At 67.4% G+C, this 17,942-nt stretch carries 16 protein-coding genes; 8 read left to right on the forward strand and 8 right to left on the reverse strand.

The window, feature by feature from the left end:
• The first annotated feature begins 2 nt into the window (after window positions 1-2).
• From topA to xerC, 3 genes are read left to right on the forward strand one after another with little or no spacing between them, the layout of a single operon-like run.
• Window positions 3-2,450, forward strand: a complete 2,448-nt coding sequence (topA, locus tag HYU53_15590) for a type I DNA topoisomerase (GenBank protein ID MBI2222618.1) — start codon at window positions 3-5, stop codon at window positions 2,448-2,450.
• 44 nt (window positions 2,451-2,494) lie between these two features.
• Entirely contained in the window at window positions 2,495-3,964 is a 1,470-nt protein-coding gene (gene trmFO / locus HYU53_15595) for a methylenetetrahydrofolate--tRNA-(uracil(54)-C(5))-methyltransferase (FADH(2)-oxidizing) TrmFO (GenBank protein ID MBI2222619.1), read from the forward strand.
• A complete protein-coding gene (gene xerC, locus HYU53_15600) occupies window positions 3,957-4,919 on the forward strand; it encodes a tyrosine recombinase XerC (protein ID MBI2222620.1) in 963 nt (320 codons plus the stop codon). Before trmFO ends, xerC begins: the two co-directional genes overlap by 8 nt.
• Window positions 4,920-4,935: 16 nt before the next feature.
• On the opposite strand, the gene HYU53_15605 is transcribed toward xerC, so the two are convergent.
• From HYU53_15605 to HYU53_15630, 6 genes are all read right to left on the reverse strand, one after another.
• Entirely contained in the window at window positions 4,936-6,324 is a 1,389-nt protein-coding gene (locus tag HYU53_15605) for a sigma-54-dependent Fis family transcriptional regulator (GenBank protein MBI2222621.1), read from the reverse strand.
• A gap of 66 nt (window positions 6,325-6,390) precedes the next feature.
• Window positions 6,391-7,602 (reverse strand): PAS domain-containing protein, encoded by a 1,212-nt coding sequence (locus tag HYU53_15610; GenBank protein ID MBI2222622.1) that lies wholly within the window; start codon window positions 7,600-7,602, stop codon window positions 6,391-6,393.
• A gap of 232 nt (window positions 7,603-7,834) precedes the next feature.
• Window positions 7,835-9,826, reverse strand: coding sequence for an ABC-F family ATP-binding cassette domain-containing protein (locus HYU53_15615; GenBank protein MBI2222623.1), 1,992 nt, complete (start codon window positions 9,824-9,826; stop codon window positions 7,835-7,837).
• Window positions 9,827-9,905: 79 nt separating this feature from the next.
• The gene (locus HYU53_15620) at window positions 9,906-10,109 is read right to left on the reverse strand and encodes a helix-turn-helix domain-containing protein (GenBank protein ID MBI2222624.1); all 204 of its coding nucleotides are present in this window, start codon (window positions 10,107-10,109) and stop codon (window positions 9,906-9,908) included.
• A gap of 82 nt (window positions 10,110-10,191) precedes the next feature.
• The gene (locus HYU53_15625) at window positions 10,192-10,797 is read right to left on the reverse strand and encodes a response regulator (GenBank protein ID MBI2222625.1); all 606 of its coding nucleotides are present in this window, start codon (window positions 10,795-10,797) and stop codon (window positions 10,192-10,194) included.
• Between the two features lie 13 nt (window positions 10,798-10,810).
• Complete coding sequence (locus HYU53_15630; protein ID MBI2222626.1) at window positions 10,811-12,436, reverse strand: PAS domain-containing protein; 1,626 nt, start codon at window positions 12,434-12,436, stop codon at window positions 10,811-10,813.
• 92 nt (window positions 12,437-12,528) lie between these two features.
• Here HYU53_15630 and HYU53_15635 point away from each other — a divergent pair, with 92 nt between their 5' ends.
• The 5 genes from HYU53_15635 to HYU53_15655 all read left to right on the forward strand — a co-directional run bounded on the left by HYU53_15635 (window position 12,529) and on the right by HYU53_15655 (window position 16,838).
• Window positions 12,529-13,131 carry a sigma-70 family RNA polymerase sigma factor gene (locus HYU53_15635; protein MBI2222627.1) on the forward strand — a complete coding sequence of 201 codons (603 nt, stop codon included), beginning with the start codon at window positions 12,529-12,531 and terminating at the stop codon, window positions 13,129-13,131.
• Between the two features lie 51 nt (window positions 13,132-13,182).
• Complete coding sequence (locus HYU53_15640) at window positions 13,183-13,956, forward strand: zf-HC2 domain-containing protein (protein MBI2222628.1); 774 nt, start codon at window positions 13,183-13,185, stop codon at window positions 13,954-13,956.
• Between the two features lie 13 nt (window positions 13,957-13,969).
• Window positions 13,970-14,842 carry a hypothetical protein gene (locus tag HYU53_15645; protein ID MBI2222629.1) on the forward strand — a complete coding sequence of 291 codons (873 nt, stop codon included), beginning with the start codon at window positions 13,970-13,972 and terminating at the stop codon, window positions 14,840-14,842.
• Window positions 14,843-14,979: 137 nt separating this feature from the next.
• Complete coding sequence (locus HYU53_15650) at window positions 14,980-15,396, forward strand: hypothetical protein (GenBank protein MBI2222630.1); 417 nt, start codon at window positions 14,980-14,982, stop codon at window positions 15,394-15,396.
• Window positions 15,393-16,838: an amino acid permease gene (locus tag HYU53_15655; GenBank protein ID MBI2222631.1), complete on the forward strand. Its 1,446-nt coding sequence runs from the start codon at window positions 15,393-15,395 to the stop codon at window positions 16,836-16,838. Before HYU53_15650 ends, HYU53_15655 begins: the two co-directional genes overlap by 4 nt.
• Here the strand turns inward: HYU53_15655 and HYU53_15660 are convergent.
• Window positions 16,777-17,175, reverse strand: coding sequence for a hypothetical protein (locus HYU53_15660; protein MBI2222632.1), 399 nt, complete (start codon window positions 17,173-17,175; stop codon window positions 16,777-16,779). The two genes, HYU53_15655 and HYU53_15660, sit on opposite strands and share 62 nt — an antisense overlap.
• Window positions 17,176-17,275: 100 nt before the next feature.
• On the reverse strand, window positions 17,276-17,653 hold the full coding sequence (locus HYU53_15665) for a hypothetical protein (protein MBI2222633.1): 378 nt from the start codon (window positions 17,651-17,653) through the stop codon (window positions 17,276-17,278).
• Between the last annotated feature and the right edge of the window lie 289 nt (window positions 17,654-17,942).

Below are 17,942 nucleotides of genomic sequence, written 5' to 3' on the forward strand. Positions count from 1 at the left end.
TTATGGCAAAGGCACTCGTCGTGGTCGAATCGCCCGCCAAGGCGAAGACCATCAACAAATATCTGGGACGTGACTACAAGGTCATGGCATCGATGGGCCACGTCCGCGATCTCCCCAAGAGCAAGCTGGGTGTGGACGTGGACGAGGACTTCGAGCCGACCTACGAAGTCATCCCGTCCCGCAAGAAGGTCCTGGCGGAGCTGCGCGCGGAGGCAAAAAAGGCCGACGAGATCTACCTGGCGACCGACCCTGACCGCGAAGGGGAGGCGATCGGCTGGCACCTGGCCGAGGAGCTCGGCACTGGCAAGAAGAAGAAGGTGCGCCGGCTGATGTTCAACGAGATCACCAAGAAGGCCATCCTCGAGGCGCTCGACCATCCGTCGGACATCGACAAGAAGATGGTCGACGCGCAGCAGGCGCGCCGCGTCCTCGACCGGCTCGTGGGCTACAAGATCAGCCCGCTGCTCTGGGACAAGGTGCGCCGCGGCCTGAGCGCGGGGCGCGTGCAGTCGGTCGCGCTGAAACTCGTGTGCGACCGCGAGCAGGAAATCGACGCCTTCAAGCCGGAAGAGTACTGGAACCTGTTCGCACGACTGTCCGCGAGGCTGCCGCCGGAATTCGAAGCGAAGCTCGCGAAGCGCGATGGTTCCGTGCTGAAGGTCTCGAACCAGGAGGAAGCCGACGCGATCGTCGGCGACCTGCAGCGGGCCTCATGGGTGGTCAGCTCGGTCACGACGAAGGAGCGGCGGAAGAACGCGCTGTCCCCCTTCATCACGAGCAAGCTGCAGCAGGCGAGCCGCTTCCCCGTCAAAAAGACGATGATGATCGCGCAGCAGCTGTATGAAGGCATCGAGCTGCCGGGCGAAGGGGCGGTCGGCCTGATCACCTACATGCGCACGGACTCGACACGCGTGTCCGACCAGGCCCTCACCGAGGTCCGCGAGTACATCGCGGGACAGTTCGGCGCCGAGTACGTTCCCGAAAGGCCGAACATCTTCCGTGCGAAGGCGGATGCGCAGGACGCACACGAAGCGATCCGCCCCACGTCGCTGCAGTACACCCCCGAGTCGGTCCGCGAGCAGCTCACGCCGGACCAGTACTACCTGTATCGCCTCGTCTGGAACCGCTTCGTCGCGTCGCAGATGCCGCCGGCGGTCTTTGACGAGACGACGGTGGACATCGCCGCCGCCCACTACACCTTCCGCGTGAAGGGGTCGGTGCCGAAGTTCGCCGGCTGGATGGCGGTCTACAACGTCGAGGTCGCCACCGAGCAGAAGGACGAGGGGAAGGAGGGGCCCGGCCCCGACGCGGTCGGCGCCAACGGCGACGAGGACGACGCGCTGCCCGGCGTGCTGCCGGCGCTGGCCGAGGGAGATCGCCTGGAGCTTCGCGAGCTGCGGCCCGAGCAGAAGTTCACGCAGCCGCCGCCGCGGTACAGCGAGGCGACGCTGGTCAAGGCGCTCGAGGAGAACGGTATCGGGCGGCCGAGCACCTACGCGCAGATCATCACCGTGCTCCAGGCGCGCGAGTACGTGCACAAGATCGACGGGCGGTTCAAGCCGACCAGGCTCGGGATGATGCTCGTCACCGAGCTGCTCAGTCCCAGCTTCGACGACATCCTCGACGTGAATTACACGCGCGAGCTGGAAGACGACCTCGACAAGATCGAGAACGGCGAGGAGAAGTACGAGTCGCTCCTCAAGAGCTTCTACAAGAAGTTCCAGAAGGATCTCAAGGGCGCGAAGAAGCTCATGCCCGACCTCAAGGTCGAAGGCAAGCCCACCGACATCGTCTGCGACAAGTGCGGATCGCCGATGGTGATCAAGGCCGGGAAGTTCGGGCTGTTTCTCGCGTGCAGCGCGTATCCGGCCTGCGAGAACACGCGCGAGCTCGAAGCGCCGGAGCAGAGCGCCGACGACATCTCCGAGGAGTGCGAGAACTGCGGCAAGCCGATGGTGGTCAAGCGCGGGCGCTTCGGGCAGTTCCTTGCCTGCACCGGGTACCCGGAGTGCAAGACCACGAGGAAGCTGTTGAACACGAAGCAGGGGCTTGCGGCGGCCAAGCCTGACCAGGTGCTCGAGGAGAAGTGCCCCGAGTGCGGCTCGAACCTGGTGGTGAAGCAGGGACGGTACGGCGAGTTCACGGCCTGCACGGGCTATCCCGCGTGTAAGTACGTCAAGCACAAGACGACGGGCGTCATGTGCCCCAAGGCTGACGGCGGCGAGCTGGTCGAGCGCAAGTCGCGACGCGGCAGGGTGTTCTACGGCTGCAACAAGTACCCGGACTGCGATTTCACGCTCTGGAACAAGCCGATCGCCGAGAAGTGCCCTGAGTGCGGCGCGCCGTTCCTGGTCGAGAAGATCACGAAGAAGCACGGGCGGCAGCTGATCTGCAATAACGAGAGCTGCTCGTACGTGAGGTCGGAGGAGCTCGAGCCGGTAGGGTCGTAGGCAGCGCACGTCGCACGTGGCACGTCGCACGTGGCACGTGGCACGTGGCATGTGGCGGGCCGCACGTGACAAGAGTCCACATCATCGGCGCCGGTCTCGCGGGTTCGGAGGCGGCGTGGCAGGCCGTGTCGCTCGGCGTGCCCGCGGTCGTTCACGAGATGCGCCCGGCGCGCCAGACGGCCGTGCACAAGACCGGCAACTGCGCGGAGCTGGTCTGCAGCAACTCGTTCCGCGGGGACAAGCTGGACAACGCCGTCGGGCTGCTCAAAGAGGAGATGCGGCGGCTGGGGTCGCTCGTGATGCGCGCGGCCGACGCGACGCGCGTGCCCGCCGGCGCCGCGCTCGCGGTTGACCGCGAGCGGTTTGCCATCGAGATCACGCGGGCACTCCGCGCGCACCCGCTCGTCACGTTCGCGCAGGAGGAAGTCGCCGCGATTCCGCCGGCCGGAACGCTCGATGGTCCCGTCATCGTCGCCACCGGCCCGCTCACCGCGGGCGCCCTGTCGGCCGACATCGCGGCGTTGGTGGGCGCCGGCCACCTGTATTTTTACGACGCGGTCAGCCCGATCGTGCTCGCCGAGACCATCGACATGTCGAAGGTCTTTCGCGCGTCACGGTGGGGGAGGAGCCTGCGCGGAAAGGGGGACAGTCACACTTTCGCAGGGCATGACCGCGAAAGTGTGACTGTCCCCCTTTCCGGCGACTACCTGAACTGTCCCTTCACCCGCGAGGAGTACGAGCGCTTTGTCGAGGCAGTGGTGAGCGCCGAGCGCTCGGACGCGCACGATATCGACAACACGAAGTTTTTCGAGGGCTGCCTGCCGATCGAAGTCATGGCGCACCGCGGGCCGGACACGCTGCGGTTCGGCCCGATGAAGCCGGTAGGGCTGGTGGACCCGCGCACGGGGCGCGAAGCGTACGCCGTCGTGCAGCTGCGGCAGGACAACCTGGCGGGCGATCACTTCGGTCTTGTCGGGTTTCAGACGCAGATGAAGTGGGGAGAGCAGGCGCGGGTGTTGCGGATGATCCCGGGCCTCGAGCAGGCGGAGTTCGTGCGGTTCGGGATGATTCACCGCAACACGTACATCAATGCCCCCTCGGTCCTGCGTGAAACCGGGCAGGCGCGCCGGCGCGAGGACCTGTTTTTCGCCGGGCAGATCTCGGGCGTCGAGGGTTACGTCGAGTCCGCGGCGTCGGGGCTGCTGGCGGGACGCAATGCCGCCGCGCTCGTGCTCGGCCAGCCGCTGCGCGTGCCTCCGCGGTCCACCGCGCTCGGGGCGCTGGCCTATTACGTGTCCCACGCGGATGCGTCCCACTACCAGCCGACGAACATCACCTTCGGCATCGTGGCGCCGCTTGCGGCGAGGATCCGGAAGAAAGTCGATCGGAATCTCGCGATTTCCGAACGCGCGCTGCACGATCTGGCTGAGTGGGTCCGATGTGGGGCGGAGCCGTCAGGTCCGCCGCGCGAGCCTGAAGGGCTCGCGCCACAGGGAAGCCATCCGCATGCGTGAGCAGCTCAAGGCGTTCCTCGAGTACCTGGAGCTGAATCGCAATGCGTCGGCGCATACCGTTCGGGCTTACGACAGCGATCTGTCGCAATTCCTTGACGCGATGGCGCGAGCCCGGCAGCGCAAAGTGAGCGAGCTCGTCCCGGCGGACGTCGACTCCCTCTCGATCCGCGCGTTCATGTCCGACCTGCACGCGCGCGGGAACGCGCGCGCATCCGCCGCGCGCAAGCTGACGGCCGTGCGGACGTTCTGCCGGTACCTGCGGCGCGAGGGGCTCATCGCCGATGATCCGTCGGCGCTGGTCGGCGCGCCGAAGCGCGAGCAGAAGCTGCCGGCCCATCTGGACGTCGGCGAAATGGACCGGCTGCTGTCGATGCCGGACGCCTCGACGCCGCTCGGCCGGCGCGACCGCGCCATCCTGGAGTTGTTCTACGCATCCGGCCTGCGGTTGAGCGAGCTGGTGGGCCTCGACCTCGACGCCATCAACCTGTCGTCACGAATGGTCCGCGTCCTGGGCAAAGGACGCAAGGAGCGCATCGTCCCGTTCAACCATGCCGCGGAGAAGGCGTTGCGCGCGTGGCTGGCGGACCGCGCGGGGCTTGCGCCGGACTCGAGCCCTTCGGGGCGAGCGGTGCGCAGCGCGCAAAAGGCGGTACGCCAAGGCAGGCGCCGCGAGCCGCTGTTTGTCAACTACCAGGGCGGGCGGCTTTCCACGCGCTCGGTCGATCGACTCGTCAAGCGCTACGTGGCGATGTGCAGCACGCGGTTCGGCATCAGCCCGCACGCGCTGCGGCACTCTTTTGCCACCCACCTCCTGCAGAGGGGCGCCGACCTGCGCGCCATCCAGGAGCTGCTCGGCCACGCGCGGCTGAGCACCACCCAGCGGTACACGCACGTGAACACGGCGGAGCTGATCGAGACGTATCGCAAGGCGCACCCCAGGGCGCGCAAGAGCTAGGGCAGAGCCTTTCGTCTTACGCGTTGACCGCCGCGGATTCCGCCATTGGCGAGCGCCGGCCGCGCGCGAAGTCGATCCCCAGAGTCTTGATCTTGTAGTTCATCACGCGCGGGCTGATCGCGAGCAGCTCCGCGGCGTCCTTCTGCACCCAGTTCGACATCTTCAGCGCCTCGATGAGCGCCTGCCGCTCGATTTCCTCGAGCGGGATGCCGGTCGGCGGGATCTTGACCACCGGGCTCGCATCGCCGGGCGCCGGCGTCGTGGACAGCTCGCCCAGCCTGAGGTCGCCCGCCGAGATGAGGGGGCCCTCGGTCAGCAGGACCGCCCGTTCGAGCGCGTTTTCAAGCTCGCGGATGTTGCCCGGCCAGTTGTAGCGCATCAGCAGCTTGCTGGCATCCGGCGCCAGGCCATCGACCTTCTTCTTCAGCTCGCCCGCGAACTTCCGGATGAAGAACCGCGCCAGCGCCTCGATGTCCTCTTTGCGCTCGCGCAGCGGCGGCATGTCGATCGACACGACGTTCAGACGGAAGAACAGGTCCTCGCGGAACTGCCCGCTCGACACCATCGTCGCCAGGTTGCGGTTCGTCGCAGCGACCAGCCGGACGTCCACCCGGATCGTGCGCGTGCCGCCAAGCCGCTCGAACTCGTGCTCCTGGAGCACGCGGAGGATCTTGGCCTGCGTGTTCGGGCTCATGTCGCCGATCTCGTCCAGGAACAGCGTGCCGCCGTCCGCCTGCTCGAAGCGGCCGATGCGCTGGCGGTCCGCGCTCGTGAACGCCCCCTTCTCGTGGCCGAACAGCTCGGACTCGAGCAGGTTCTCCTGCAGGGCGGCGCAGTTCACCTTCACGAAGTTGCGGCCCGACCTGAGCGAGTTGTGGTGGATCGCCCCCGCGATGAGCTCCTTCCCGGTGCCCGTCTCCCCGCGGATCAGCACGGTCGTGTTGCTCTTCGCGACCTTCTTGACGATGTTCAGGACCGACTGCAGCGCGCCGCTCGCGCCGACGATGCGGTCGAAGTCGTAGATGTCCTGCTGCGTGTGCCGCAGGTAGTCGATCTCGTGGCGGAGGCGGCGGTGCTCGATCGCTTTCTCGATCTTCACCTCCATCTCCTCGATCTCGAACGGTTTCTGGACGTAGTCGAACGCGCCGCTCTTCATCGCCTCGACCGCCGTGTGCACGGATCCGAATGTCGGATGGAGCGACTTCGCCGTGCGGAGCACGTCGAGCCCGTCGCTGCCGCCCATCTTCAGATCGCTCACGACGACGTCGTACGAACCCGCGGTCAGCCGCTCGATGGCCACGTTGCCGTTCGGGGCCTCGTCGACGTCATGACCGGCCTCCGTCAGCGCGCGGACCAGGCCGCGGCGAAGCGAATCGTGATCATCAGCGACGAGGATACGGCCCATGACGGTTTCCCTCTCAGTCAAGGCCCGGGGTCGAACGCCCGGGGCCAACGCACACAGACGAACGCCTCACGCGAACAACGTTTCCGAAGAGCTCACCGGCAGCGTGATCCGGAAGCATGCGCCGCCGCCCGGCCGCGTGCTCAGGTCGATACGCCCGTCGTGCGCATCGACGATCTTGCGGACGATGGCCAGGCCGAGCCCGGATCCCTGCGCCTTCGTCGTGAAAAACGGGCTGAACACCTTCTCGAGGATGTCGCGGGGAACGCCGGGGCCGCTGTCGGCGACCTCGACGACGACCATGGGTGTCGGCCGCGGCTCGGCAGCCGTGCCGTGGTCCTCCTCCGTCAGGCTTCCCCGGATCTCGACGCGGCCGCTGCCGTTCAGCGCCTCGAACGCGTTGGTCAGCAGGTTCGTGAACAGCTGGCGAAGCTGGTGGTCATCCCCCTGGATGGGCGGCAGATCCGGCGAGAGCTGCACGGCGACGGCCGTGCTCCCGCGCGGCACGTGGCTCTCGGCCATCGTCACGGCATCGTGCACGACGGCAGCGAGCACGACGCGCTCGACCTCGAGGCGGATGGGACGCACGAACTCCAGGACGTCCTGGACGATCGCGTTGGCCATCTTGGCTTCGTTGATGATGTCGTTGAGGACCGCCTGCACGTCCGGCGAGCCGGACATCTGGCGCCGGAGAATGCCGGCCATCACTTCGATCCCGGCCAGCGGGTTCTTGACTTCGTGCGCGATGGCGGCGGCCATCTCGCCGAGCGCCGCCAGGCGGTCGCGCAGGCGCTCGCGTTCCTCGAGTTGCTCGACGCGCGTCAGATCCTTGAAGAACAGCGTCGCGCCTACCCGGTGCGTGCCGTCCTCGATATGGGAGAGCGTGTAGCCGATGACCTTGCGCGTGCTCTTCAGTCGCATCTCCGCGCGGTTGGGCAGCGTCGACAGGTCGAACGCGCCGCCGAGGATGCGGATGATGTCGGGCTGATCGCGCAGCACCTCGGTGAAGGGGCGGCCGATGTTCGAGTCGGCCGGCTCGAGCCCCAGCACACGATACGCGGTCTCGTTCATGACGGCGATGAGGCCGTCGCGGGTGACCGCGATCACGCCGTTGCTGAGACTCCAGACCATGTTCCGGTAGAAGTCCGCGGGAACCGAGGAGGGATCCGTCTTGGGACGCGGCCTGGCGATCGCCCGCCGCGTCTTTGGCGCGGCAGCACCCTTCGAGGCAACCGCCCCCGAGGCAGTCTTCGACCCGTTCCGACGAGCGTTCTCAGGCATGCTGGAGGGAAGCTCCTGTTGCAATATTGTAATCGCTCCAGCCGCCAGAGCCAAGGTGTTTTCCATCAGCCTCTTACGGCCTAAACTCGCCCGGCGACATCTGTAGTTACGGGTGGATCTCGGCCGCCGTCGGGCACTGATGGGCAAACGACGTGCCCCCGAAGCCGAAATTGTAAGTAGCTGTACAGATGTGAGTTGGAGGGCAGAGCCCGAATATGATGGGTAAATTACATTACGATTCCGTCAGTCGCGCGGCGCTCTGGCTGATTTCCTCCCACTGGTGCATCAGGTCCCCGACTTCCCACATGAGCGCCTGGTGGCGGTCGATCACCGGGCGCGCGGCTTCCCGGTCTTCGTAGAAGCCCGGGGCGGCCATCGCGGCCTCGAGTTCCTTGATGGTGCGCTCGCGCTCGGCGATTCTCGCCTCGAGGTCAGCAATCGTTTTCTTCAGCGCGTCGTTCTCTCGCTGGAGCCGCCGCGCGCGCGCATCGAGGATTTTCTTTTCCTGACGTGCCTGGCCTCTGGCCTCTGCCATCTGGCCTCTGGCCTCCGGCTTCTGGCCTTTGGAGCCGGGCCTCCGGCCTCTGGCCTCCGGTACCTGTCGCGTGCCTTTCTCCTCCTGCTGCCTCTTGCTCCACAGGAACTCCTCGTAGTTGCCGGGATAGAGCACGGCGTCGCCCCCCCCGATCTCGACCACTTTCGTGGCGAGGCGATCCACGAAGTAGCGGTCGTGAGACACGAAGATGAGCGTCCCGCCGTACTCGATCAGCGCGTCGAGGAGGACATCCTTGGAATCCAGGTCCAGGTGGTTCGTCGGTTCGTCGAGGAGCAGCAGGTTGGCCGGCCGCAGCAGCATGCGGGCGACGGCGAGCCGCGTCCGCTCTCCGCCTGAGAGCACGCCCACTTTCTTGTAGATGTCGTCGCCGGAAAACAGGAAGCCGCCAAGGATGTTGCGGATCGCCGGCACCATGGTCATGGGCGAGCCGGCTTCGAGCGTCTCGTACACGTTGCGCGCCGGCTCGAGCCGCGTCGCCTCGTCCTGCGCGAAGTACTGCATGACGACCTGGTGCCCTTCCTCGCGCGTGCCGGTGTCGGGCGCCTCGACGCCGGAGAGCATCCGCATCAACGTGGACTTGCCCGAGCCGTTCGGGCCGACGAGCGCGATCCGGTCGCCGCGCTCGATGTGCAGGCCGACCTGGCGGAACACCACCTTCGACCCGTACGCCTTCCCGACGTGTTTCAGCTCCAGCACCATGCGGCCGCTCTTCGGGCAGGCCGGAAAGCTGAAGTGCGCCTTCTTGCGCTCGGCCGGCACCTCGATCGGGACGACTTTTTCGAGCAGCTTGATGCGGCTCTGGACCTGTGCAGCCTTGGTCGCCTGGTACCGGAAGCGATCGATGAAAGCCTTGACGCGCGCGACCTCTTCGTCCTGCCGCTTCTTCGCCTGGCGCAGCCGCTCGAGGCGCGCGTCGCGCTCGGCCAGGTACTGCGAATAGTTTCCGGGGTAGTCGGTCAGCGTGCGCAGGCTGACTTCGGCGATTCGCGTGACGACCGCGTCGAGGAAGAAGCGATCGTGCGACACCAGGATGACGGCGTGCGGGTACTCGTGGAGATACTCCTCGAGCCAGTTACGCGCCTCGAGATCGAGATGGTTCGTGGGCTCGTCAAGCAGCAGCAGTCCCGGGCGCGCGAGCAACAGCTTGGCGAGCGCGATGCGCATCTGCCAGCCGCCGGAAAACGTCTCGGTGGGCCGGCCGTGATCCTCGTCTGAGAACCCGAGGCCGCGAAGGACCGTCGCCACCTTCAGGTCGACCGTGTAGCCGTCCTGCGCGCGAAAGGTTTCCTGCAGCTCGGCGTAGCGCGCCAGGGCGGCGTCGTGCGCCTCTTCGGAGAGGCTCGCATCGCCGAGGCGCGCTTCGATCTCGTGCAGCTGCGCCTTCATTTCGATCAGCGGCGCAAAGGCGAGCGACGCCTCCTCGAGCAGCGTATGGCCGGCATGCACGAGGCCGTCCTGGGGCAGGTAGCCGATCGTCAGGTTGTTGGGCTTGACGATCTGCCCCTTGTCAAGCTCGTCCAGGCCGGCGAGCATGCGCAGTAGAGTCGTCTTCCCGGCGCCGTTGGGGCCCGTCAGGCCCACCCGGTCGCGACGCTGGAGCTGCCAGGACACGTCCTCGAACAGGACGCGGTCGCCGAACGATTTCTGGAGGTTGGCTAGCTGGATCACACCCGCACAGGGGCGTGCGTTTGCGCACGCCGATCACGCTATTTTACCGCGATTTAGCGCAATCGGACGCGCCGCCGGGTTATCGCGTCCCCGGGCGCCCGGTTTCGCGCGTGCTCAGCCACTGGTCGAGGTCAGACCGCCGGAAACGCCACTGCCGCCCGACGCGCACCGCGGGCAACTCGCCCGCCTGGATCAGGCGATAGACGGTTCTGGGGGTCACCTTCAAGCACGCGAGCACTTCCTCGGTGGTCAGAAACGCCGGCAGAGCCCTGTTTGTGGTCATCGTTCACCATTGGTGCCCTACAGACATTTAAGGAACTTAATGGGACACCAACGGCTTACTGTACAGGTAGGCCGCCTGCCTGTCAACCCTGTTCGCCGAGCGCCTTGGCGGCGGTGGCCAGGACCTTCGGAATGCGGAAGGGCTTCGTCAGGTAACCCGAGACCCCGAGGTTGATGGCTTCGATGGCGCTCGCCTCGGTGGAATACCCGGTGATGATGATGACCGGCAGGTCGGCGCGGTAGCGGCGCGCTTCGCGGATCACCGTCAACCCGTCCGCTCCGGGCATCTTGAGATCGACCACGAGCAAATCGTAGTGCGTCGTCCGGAGGCGCTCGAGCGCCGCCCGGCCATCGTGGGCGACATCGACGTCGTAGTCGGCGAGGGCCAGCGTTTTCGACAGGAGCTCGCGGATGCTCGCCTCGTCATCCGCCACCAGGATGCGCGGGCGTCCGGTGATCGCGGCGGCCGCAGGCGCCGGCGCGGCCTTCGCCTGGGCAAGGGCATGCCGCTGCCCGCGCGCGCGTTGGCTGTCGAGCCACGCGTCAATGTCGCTCCTCCGGAACCGCCACTGCCGCCCGACGCGCACCGCCGGGATCTTGCCTGCCTTGATGAGCCGGTAGACCGTACGGAGATTCACCTGGAGGTACTCCAGTACCTCTTCGGTCGTCAGGAATGCCTCTTCAATCATCGTGTTCGTAACTCTAAGAGCCGGGACGGGACTTTATTGTAGCGCCGGGCAGTACGATGCGAAACACCGCGCCACCACCCGGCCGATTCCCGGCCGTGATTTCCCCGCCGTGGTCGTGCACGATCCCGTAGACGATCGCCAGGCCGAGTCCGGTGCCCTGACCGACTTCCTTCGTGGTGAAGAACGGATCGAAGATTCGGGGGAGCACGTCCGGCGGGATGCCGGGGCCGTTGTCCTCGATTTCGAGCGCGGCCACCGTTCCCCGCTTTTCGGCGCGCGTGGTGATGCGGATCCGGCCGCGCTTGGAGGCGCCGGCGACCGCGTGCTCCGCGTTGAGCACGACGTTCAGCAACGCCTGCTGGAGCAAGTGGGCGTTGCCGCGGACCGGGGGCAGGTTGCGAGCCAGGCGCCGGATGATCTCGATCCCCCCCGCGCGCGCCGCGCGGCTCCGCAGCGACACCGTGCGGGTCGCGATCCCATTCAGGTTGACGCGCCGGCGCGTGCCGCGGCGCGAGCCGGCGAACACGAGCAGGTTGTTCACGATCTTGGCGGCACGTTCTGCTTCGCGCCGCACGACGCGAAGCTCCGGCAGGATTGATCGCGGCACCGGTCCCCTGGCGCGTATCAGCTCCACGTGGCCAAGCACGCCCTGCAGCGGATTGTTGAGCTCGTGCGCGACGCCCGCCACGAATTGGCCGAGCGCGGCGAGTTTTTCCGCCTGCGCGAGCCGCTCGCCGAGGGCGGCGCGCTCGGCCTCGAGGCGCAATTCCTGCGTCCGGTCCCGCGCGACCACGACGAGCCCCAGCACGCCGCGATCCGGCCCGTGAAGCGGCGTCGCGCGCACCGCGAACCTTCCGCCGAGCACCGGATCGGTGATGTCGATCGTGAACTCGCGTCCCGGCGGCGCGGTGGTGAACTTCAGCCCGCGCAGCCACGCGCCGAGTTCCGGCCCGACCACCTCCACGATGGGTCGGTTGTGCGTCTCTCCGCCCGCCGCCGCAATCCGCTCGCGGAAGGCACGGTTCGCGTTGGCGACCCGCAGATCGCGATCGCAGACGACGACCAGATCGGTCAGCGAGTTGAACGTGTTCTCGAGTTCGCGCCGCGAGCGCAGCACGTCCTCGAAGAGCACGGTGTTCTCGATCGTGGCCGAGACCTGGCGTCCCAGCTCTGCGGCCTGCTCGAGCAGGTCTGGAGCAGTCAAGGGACCGGGGCCCAACCGTTCGAACAGCAGCAGCCCCAGCGCGCGCCGGCGCCCGCGGAGCGGAACGGCGAGCGCGCGGACCCCCCCGAGTGTCAGAAAGGCAGGCCGCTCCTGGCGGAGCGCCACGGCGATCGGCGAGCGAGAGGGGGTGGCGAGCGAAATCCGCGTCACTTCCGGGGGAGCGGGGTCGGACGAAGCCTCGAACACGAGGTCGCGCGCGCGGCGGTCGTGCATCCAGGCGGCCACGCGATGGGCATCGAACAGGGGCGCCGCCCCGCCGCACAGTCGTGAGAGGCTCGCCGGCAGGTTCAGCGTGGAAGACAGGTCGCCTGCGAACGCACCGATGACGTCCCGCAGCGCAAGGTCGTGCCGCCTCACGCGCTCCAGCTCGTGAAGGCGGCCGGAAAGGTCGCCGCCGGTCGGAGTATCGGGCATGGGCGGAACGGCGGGATCTTATCCCATAATTACGGGAATTCCGGCCCACGGCCGCGGGCCGCCGGCCGCCGTCTAAAGAGGTAGCAGCTCGCTTGTCCTGGACAGACGAAGAACTGGTCGCGCGGTCGATCGAGGGGGACCTCGAGAGCTTCAACCAGCTCGTGCTCCGCTGGGAACGGCCGATCTACGCCCTGGCCTACCGCGTCATCGGCCGGGAGGACGATGCGCGTGACGTCTGCCAGGAGACGTTTCTGCGGGCGTTCCGCGCCATCAAAGGGTTCAAGGGCCAGGCGAAATTCTCGTCATGGCTGTATCGGATCGCGTTGAACCTGTGCCGCGACTGGATCCGGCGGGAGCGGCGCGCCCCGCTCGTGCGGGCCCCCGAGGGGCTGGATCCGATGGATCTCGCCAGCGAGCTGCCCTCGCCGGCCGAGTCCCTCGACGAGACGGTCTCGCGCCGCGAGGTGTCCCGCTCGGTCGCGCGCGCGATGGCGTCGCTGCCCGAGGAGCAGCGCACCGCGATCATCCTGAAGGAGTATCACGGCCTGACGTTCCAGGAAATCGCGGACCTGCTCGGCTGCCCATTGAGCACGGTGAAGACGCGGTTGTACCAGGGGCTTTCCGTGTTGCGGCGTGAGCTCGGGCCCGACGGCTCGCGCGTCACGCCGTTCGCGCGTCGCGCGGCGGCGCGGTGAATACGTGTAGCCGCCGGCCGACAGGCCGGCGCGAGGTGTCGAGACGTGACCATGGAGAAGACAACGTGCGGCGAGCCTGAAGCGCTCGTCGAGTACCTGTACGGCGAGATCGATGCCGACACGCGCACGCGCCTGGACACGCATCTCGTGTCGTGCGCCGAGTGCCGCGAGACGCTCGACGGCCTGCGCGGCACGCGGGCGGAACTGGCGGCGTGGAGCGTGCCCGAGCGTCCGCTCGGGTTCGCCCTCGCCGGAGCGGACACCGGGCGCCCGGGCGCGAGGCCGTGGTGGTCGTCCGGCGCGCTGGCGGCCGCTGCCGTGATCCTGCTTGCCGTGGCTGCCGCGATCGCGAACCTGGAAATCACGTACGGCTCGGATGGCGTGACGCTGCGCACCGGCTGGTCGCGGACGCCGGAGGGGCAGACCGCCGCCCCGCGGGCCACGTCTGTACCTGCAGGAGCGCCGGCCCGCGAGGCGACGCCGGTCTCGGCGGGCGCGGCGCCATGGCGCGCGGACCTGGGTGAGCTCGAGCGCCGGTTGCGGACCGAGTTCAGGTCCGCGGCGGCTCCTTCGAGCGCGCGCGCCGCGTCGCCCGGCCCCGACGCCGCCAGGCTGCTTCAGCAGGTCCAGGACCTGATCGAGCAAAGCGAGCTCAGGCAGCGGCGCGAGCTGGCGCTCCGGATGGCGCAGGTCGTTCGCGACTTCGACACGCAGCGCCAGACGGACCTCGTGCGAATCCAGCAGGGGATCGGGCAGATCGAGGGAAACACCGCGGCGGATCGGCAGTTGCTGAACTATCTCGTGCGCGCGTCACAGCGCCAGTAGAACGGGTTTCACGATGGTGCACATGTTCACGAAGCGAATCCTTCGGTATCCGGTCACCGCGGCTGTCGCGGCCGCGGCGCTGGCCGCGCCCGCCTTTGCGCAGCGTGCGGCGGCGCCGCCCGACCCGGCGCTGCAGCAGCGGCGCTTCCACCTGCGCGTGATGGAAGGCGTCCTGGTGAGCGCCGTGCGGCACGGGGCCGACCTTCTCAGCAACGAGCTTCGGCCGATCAACCCGAATCTCGTGCTGCTCGCCGGCGCGGCGCGCGCGCGCGGCTTCCTGCTCGACGGGTACGGGGTGTTCTTCGATGTGGAGATTCCGGCACTGCGCGAGAGCGTTGCGTGGACGATCCGCACGATGCTTGCCCCGGATCCCTTCGTCGTGCAGTCGCTCGCGCAGATGAAGCGGCAGCTTGGCGCGCTGCCCGACTCGCCGCAGCGCGCGAGCCTTGAAAAGACGATCGCCGCCATCGAGCGCCAGGTGGCCGCCGCGGGCGCGCCGGCCGCCGTGCCCCCACCGCCGGGCGAAGCCGGCGCCGCGCGGCGTGTCAGCGCCGCGACCGTGGACGATGTCGCGGCCGCCGCCGGGCCGCAGGCGGCCGCGCCGAGGCGCCCCGCGTTGCTCACAGATCCGAACCAGCTGTACACCGAAGCGGTGAAGAACGCGCTCATCGACGCGATGCTCGACCACGGCGGTCCCATGGGCATCGGACCCGACGAGTGGCTGACGATTGCGGCGAAGGACGCCGAGGGGCCGCTCAGCCCCAGCGAGCCGTATGAGGCCGCCACGATCGTGCTCCGGATCAAGGGGAGCGACCTCGTGGCCTTCCGGGCCGACCGGCTGACGCGCGACGAGGCGCGCACGCGCGTGGAAGTGCGCGAGTTCTGAGCTAGAATCCGGGCATGTTGGCAGGATTTCTTGCTCCTCGCGGGCGGCCCCTTGCGAGATTCAGGGTCGCATACGCGGCGAGCGCAGCGGCCGTCGTGCTTGCTCTCGTCACTACGACGGCCGGCTGTGGCCGACGCGTGGATCTCGCGACCGCCGTTCAGATCACCGACGTCTCCACCGGCTGGTTCGACAGCGGCATCGTCGACGGCCAGAACAAGCTGGTTCCGAGCGTCACCTTCCGGCTGAAGAACGCGAGCGGCGAGCGCCTGCGATCGGTGCAGCTGAACACGGTCTTCATGCTCCTCCCGGAAAACGAGGAGTGGGACGCGACCCTCACGCAGGGCATCAGCGCCGCCGGCCTCGAGGCTGGCGCCTCCACCAACCCGATCACCGTCAGAGGCAAGGTGGGATTCACCGGCGCGCAGCCGCGCGCCGAGATGATGCAGCACCGCCTCTTCAAGGACGTGGACGCCAGGATTTTTGCGAAGCACGGCTCCGCACAGTGGGTGCGCCTCGGTGAATACCGCGTCGCGCGGCAGCTGCTGACGCGGTGACCCCCTCGACTCCGCGTGATCCGCGCGCGTCGCTCGGGGCAGGTTCCTCGATTGCGGCCGGCGGGCTCGTTCGCCGCCTCAACACCTTCGACGCGTCCGCCATTGTCGTTTCAAATGTCATCGGCAGCGGCATTCTCTTCACCCCGCCGCTCGTCGCGGTATTCGTGCCGCACCCGTGGTGGTTCCTGTCGACGTGGGTGGCGGGCGGTCTCCTCGCGTTCATGGGGGCGATGGCCTATGCGGAGCTTGCCGCGCTGCGGCCGCGCGCGGGCGGCGAGTACGTGTACTTGCAAGCCGCGTACGGCCGGCTCGCCGCGTTCCTCACGGGATGGACGTCGTTCGTGGCAGGGTTCTCAGGCGCGATCGCCGCGAGCGCGGTGGTGCTCTCGGATTATCTCGGGCGGTTCGTACCGCTGGCTGCCGACGCGACGCCGCTCCTGACCGTTCCGATCCCGCTCGTGCCGCTCGTCGTCTCGCCGCGCGCGCTCGTCGCGCTCGCCGCGATCGCACTGATGTCCTGGATCCATCTTCGCGGCGTTGGTCCCGGCCGAATGGTCGGCAACATCCTCGCGTCGCTCAAGGTGTCGGCCCTGTTGATCTTCATCGTGCTGGGGTTCTCGATCGGCGCGGGCTCCGCCGCGAACCTGCAGCCGAGCGCGGGGGAGACGCACGCCACCGGGTGGCTCCTGGCGCTGGTGAGCGTGATGTTCACGTATTCGGGATGGAACGCCGCCGCGTACGTGGCCGAGGAGATCAAAGATCCGGGGCGCAAGGTGCCGCTGGCCCTCGGGCTCGGGACGCTTGCCGTCGTCATGCTGTACGTGCTGCTCAACCTGCTGTATCTCTACGTGTTGCCGGTGGGGCAGCTCGCCGCGGTCAAGGGCAGCGTGCTCGACGTGATCGCGGATCGGCTGCTCGGCACGCGGGCGGGGGACGCGATGGGGATCGTGTCGATCGTCAGCATCGGCGCGACGCTGAGCGCGATGACCTTTGCCGGTCCGCGCGTGTACTACGCCATGGCGCGCGACGGGCTGTTCTTCAGCCGCGCCGCGCGCGTGCACCCGAGGTACGAGACGCCCGCGATTTCGATCGTTTCACAGGCGATCTGGAGCGGGCTGCTGGTGCTCTCAGGCGGCGCGTTCGCGCTGACCAACTACACGGGCTTCGCGGTGGTGCTCTTCGCCGGCGTCGGCGTCTCTGCGCTCTTCGTGCTGCGCCGCCGCGAGCCGGACGCCCCGCGGCCGTTCCGCGCCTGGGGGTACCCGGTCGCGCCCGCGATCTTTACGCTCGCGTCGCTCGCGATCGTCCTGAACGCGCTGTGGACGGATCTCGTGCAGCCCGTTCTGAACGGCACGGCATGGGGCCCGACCGCCGCCGGGCTTATCGTGATCGCGGCCGGTCTGCCCGTGTACTTCCTGCTGCGACGAGCGCCACGAGCGTGAGGAGCGCGAGCGTTCCGTCGGAAGCCGCGAAGAGCAGAAACGAGGCCGGCGACCCGCGGAACACGTAATCGAGGACGAAGGCGAGCGCGCCGGCTCCCTTGAGCAGCGGCCCCATCACCCAGAGATAGGCGCGATACCTCACCGGGTCACGAGAGGGAAACCAGTAGCCAATCCCGATCGCGATGAGGAAGATGCCGTTGAGATCTCCGAAGATCGGCGGGACGGGCGGTACGACGCCGAAGAGCGCGGCCATCTGGCCGGTCAGCAGAAGCAGAGAGGCCCCGACGACCAGGTCGTAGAGGCCTGAGATCGCGGCGATAACGGAGAGCGCGCGCAACGTGATCAGCCTTCTCGTTCGTGAAGGGCCGGATTTGGGTCGTCGTGCGTGCTAATCGTAGCGCAAGTGCCAGTGAACGCGCACTCAACGCGTACACGTGTTACGTAAGAAGCACGTTATGTGCCGAGCGAACGCGCGGTTCGCTGGTGGCTGTCAGTTGCCCACGGTACTTGAAGAAGAGGTTGCCCCATCGGTCTCGATGACCGGAGGTGAAATGAGCGGTGCTCACGGCAACGACGCCGCTACTCGACTGAAGTTCGAGTTCTCCGCTTTCTGAGAAACCATTGCGGTTTCGGTCGAACCAAAGCCTGAGCGGGGCAAATCCCGGATCGCCGGCGTCCAGCAATCGGTCTCCATTGGCATCGAGTTCTGCGAGAGCTTGGAAGCCATGCGCAGCGACGCCGCCACCATTCAGCGGCACGGCGCTGCCAAACAGTTCGGTTCCATCATCGATTTCGCCATTTCCATTTCGATCCAAGACGAGAAACGCGCCGTCTGAGTCGGTAGGCCAAGCGAGCTACGCGGGTTTTCCTGACGCATTTATATCAAACAGAACACCGTCGGCCGCATTGCTCAAGCGCACCTGATCTCCGCCTGTATCAATGAGAATCGAAGTGTTTGCGAGGCGCGAGGGTTGCGCTCTTTCGGGTGCGTCGGTTCGCTTTCGTTTTGTCAGCCGAACACCTACAAGCTTGACGCACGTTTCATACTCCTCACGAGGAGGATGGCCTATGCGAATAGCGGGCCTGTCAGAGAGTAGTCGGCTA

It is taken from the genome of Acidobacteriota bacterium, assembly GCA_016184105.1.
Taxonomy (GTDB): Bacteria; Acidobacteriota; Vicinamibacteria; order Vicinamibacterales; family 2-12-FULL-66-21; genus JACPDI01.

Excerpts from the sequence above, each read along its gene's own strand:
- topA (MBI2222618.1), top strand. The coding sequence starts at position 3 with ATGGCAAAGGCACTCGTCGTGGTCGAATCGCCCGCCAAGGCGAAGACC.
- HYU53_15605 (MBI2222621.1), bottom strand. The coding sequence starts at position 6,324 with ATGGGCCGTATCCTCGTCGCTGATGATCACGATTCGCTTCGCCGCGGC.
- HYU53_15620 (MBI2222624.1), bottom strand. The coding sequence starts at position 10,109 with ATGACCACAAACAGGGCTCTGCCGGCGTTTCTGACCACCGAGGAAGTG.
- xerC (MBI2222620.1), top strand. The coding sequence starts at position 3,957 with ATGCGTGAGCAGCTCAAGGCGTTCCTCGAGTACCTGGAGCTGAATCGC.
- HYU53_15625 (MBI2222625.1), bottom strand. The coding sequence starts at position 10,797 with ATGATTGAAGAGGCATTCCTGACGACCGAAGAGGTACTGGAGTACCTC.
- HYU53_15645 (MBI2222629.1), top strand. The coding sequence starts at position 13,970 with ATGGTGCACATGTTCACGAAGCGAATCCTTCGGTATCCGGTCACCGCG.
- HYU53_15610 (MBI2222622.1), bottom strand. The coding sequence starts at position 7,602 with ATGCCTGAGAACGCTCGTCGGAACGGGTCGAAGACTGCCTCGGGGGCG.
- HYU53_15630 (MBI2222626.1), bottom strand. The coding sequence starts at position 12,436 with ATGCCCGATACTCCGACCGGCGGCGACCTTTCCGGCCGCCTTCACGAG.
- HYU53_15640 (MBI2222628.1), top strand. The coding sequence starts at position 13,183 with ATGGAGAAGACAACGTGCGGCGAGCCTGAAGCGCTCGTCGAGTACCTG.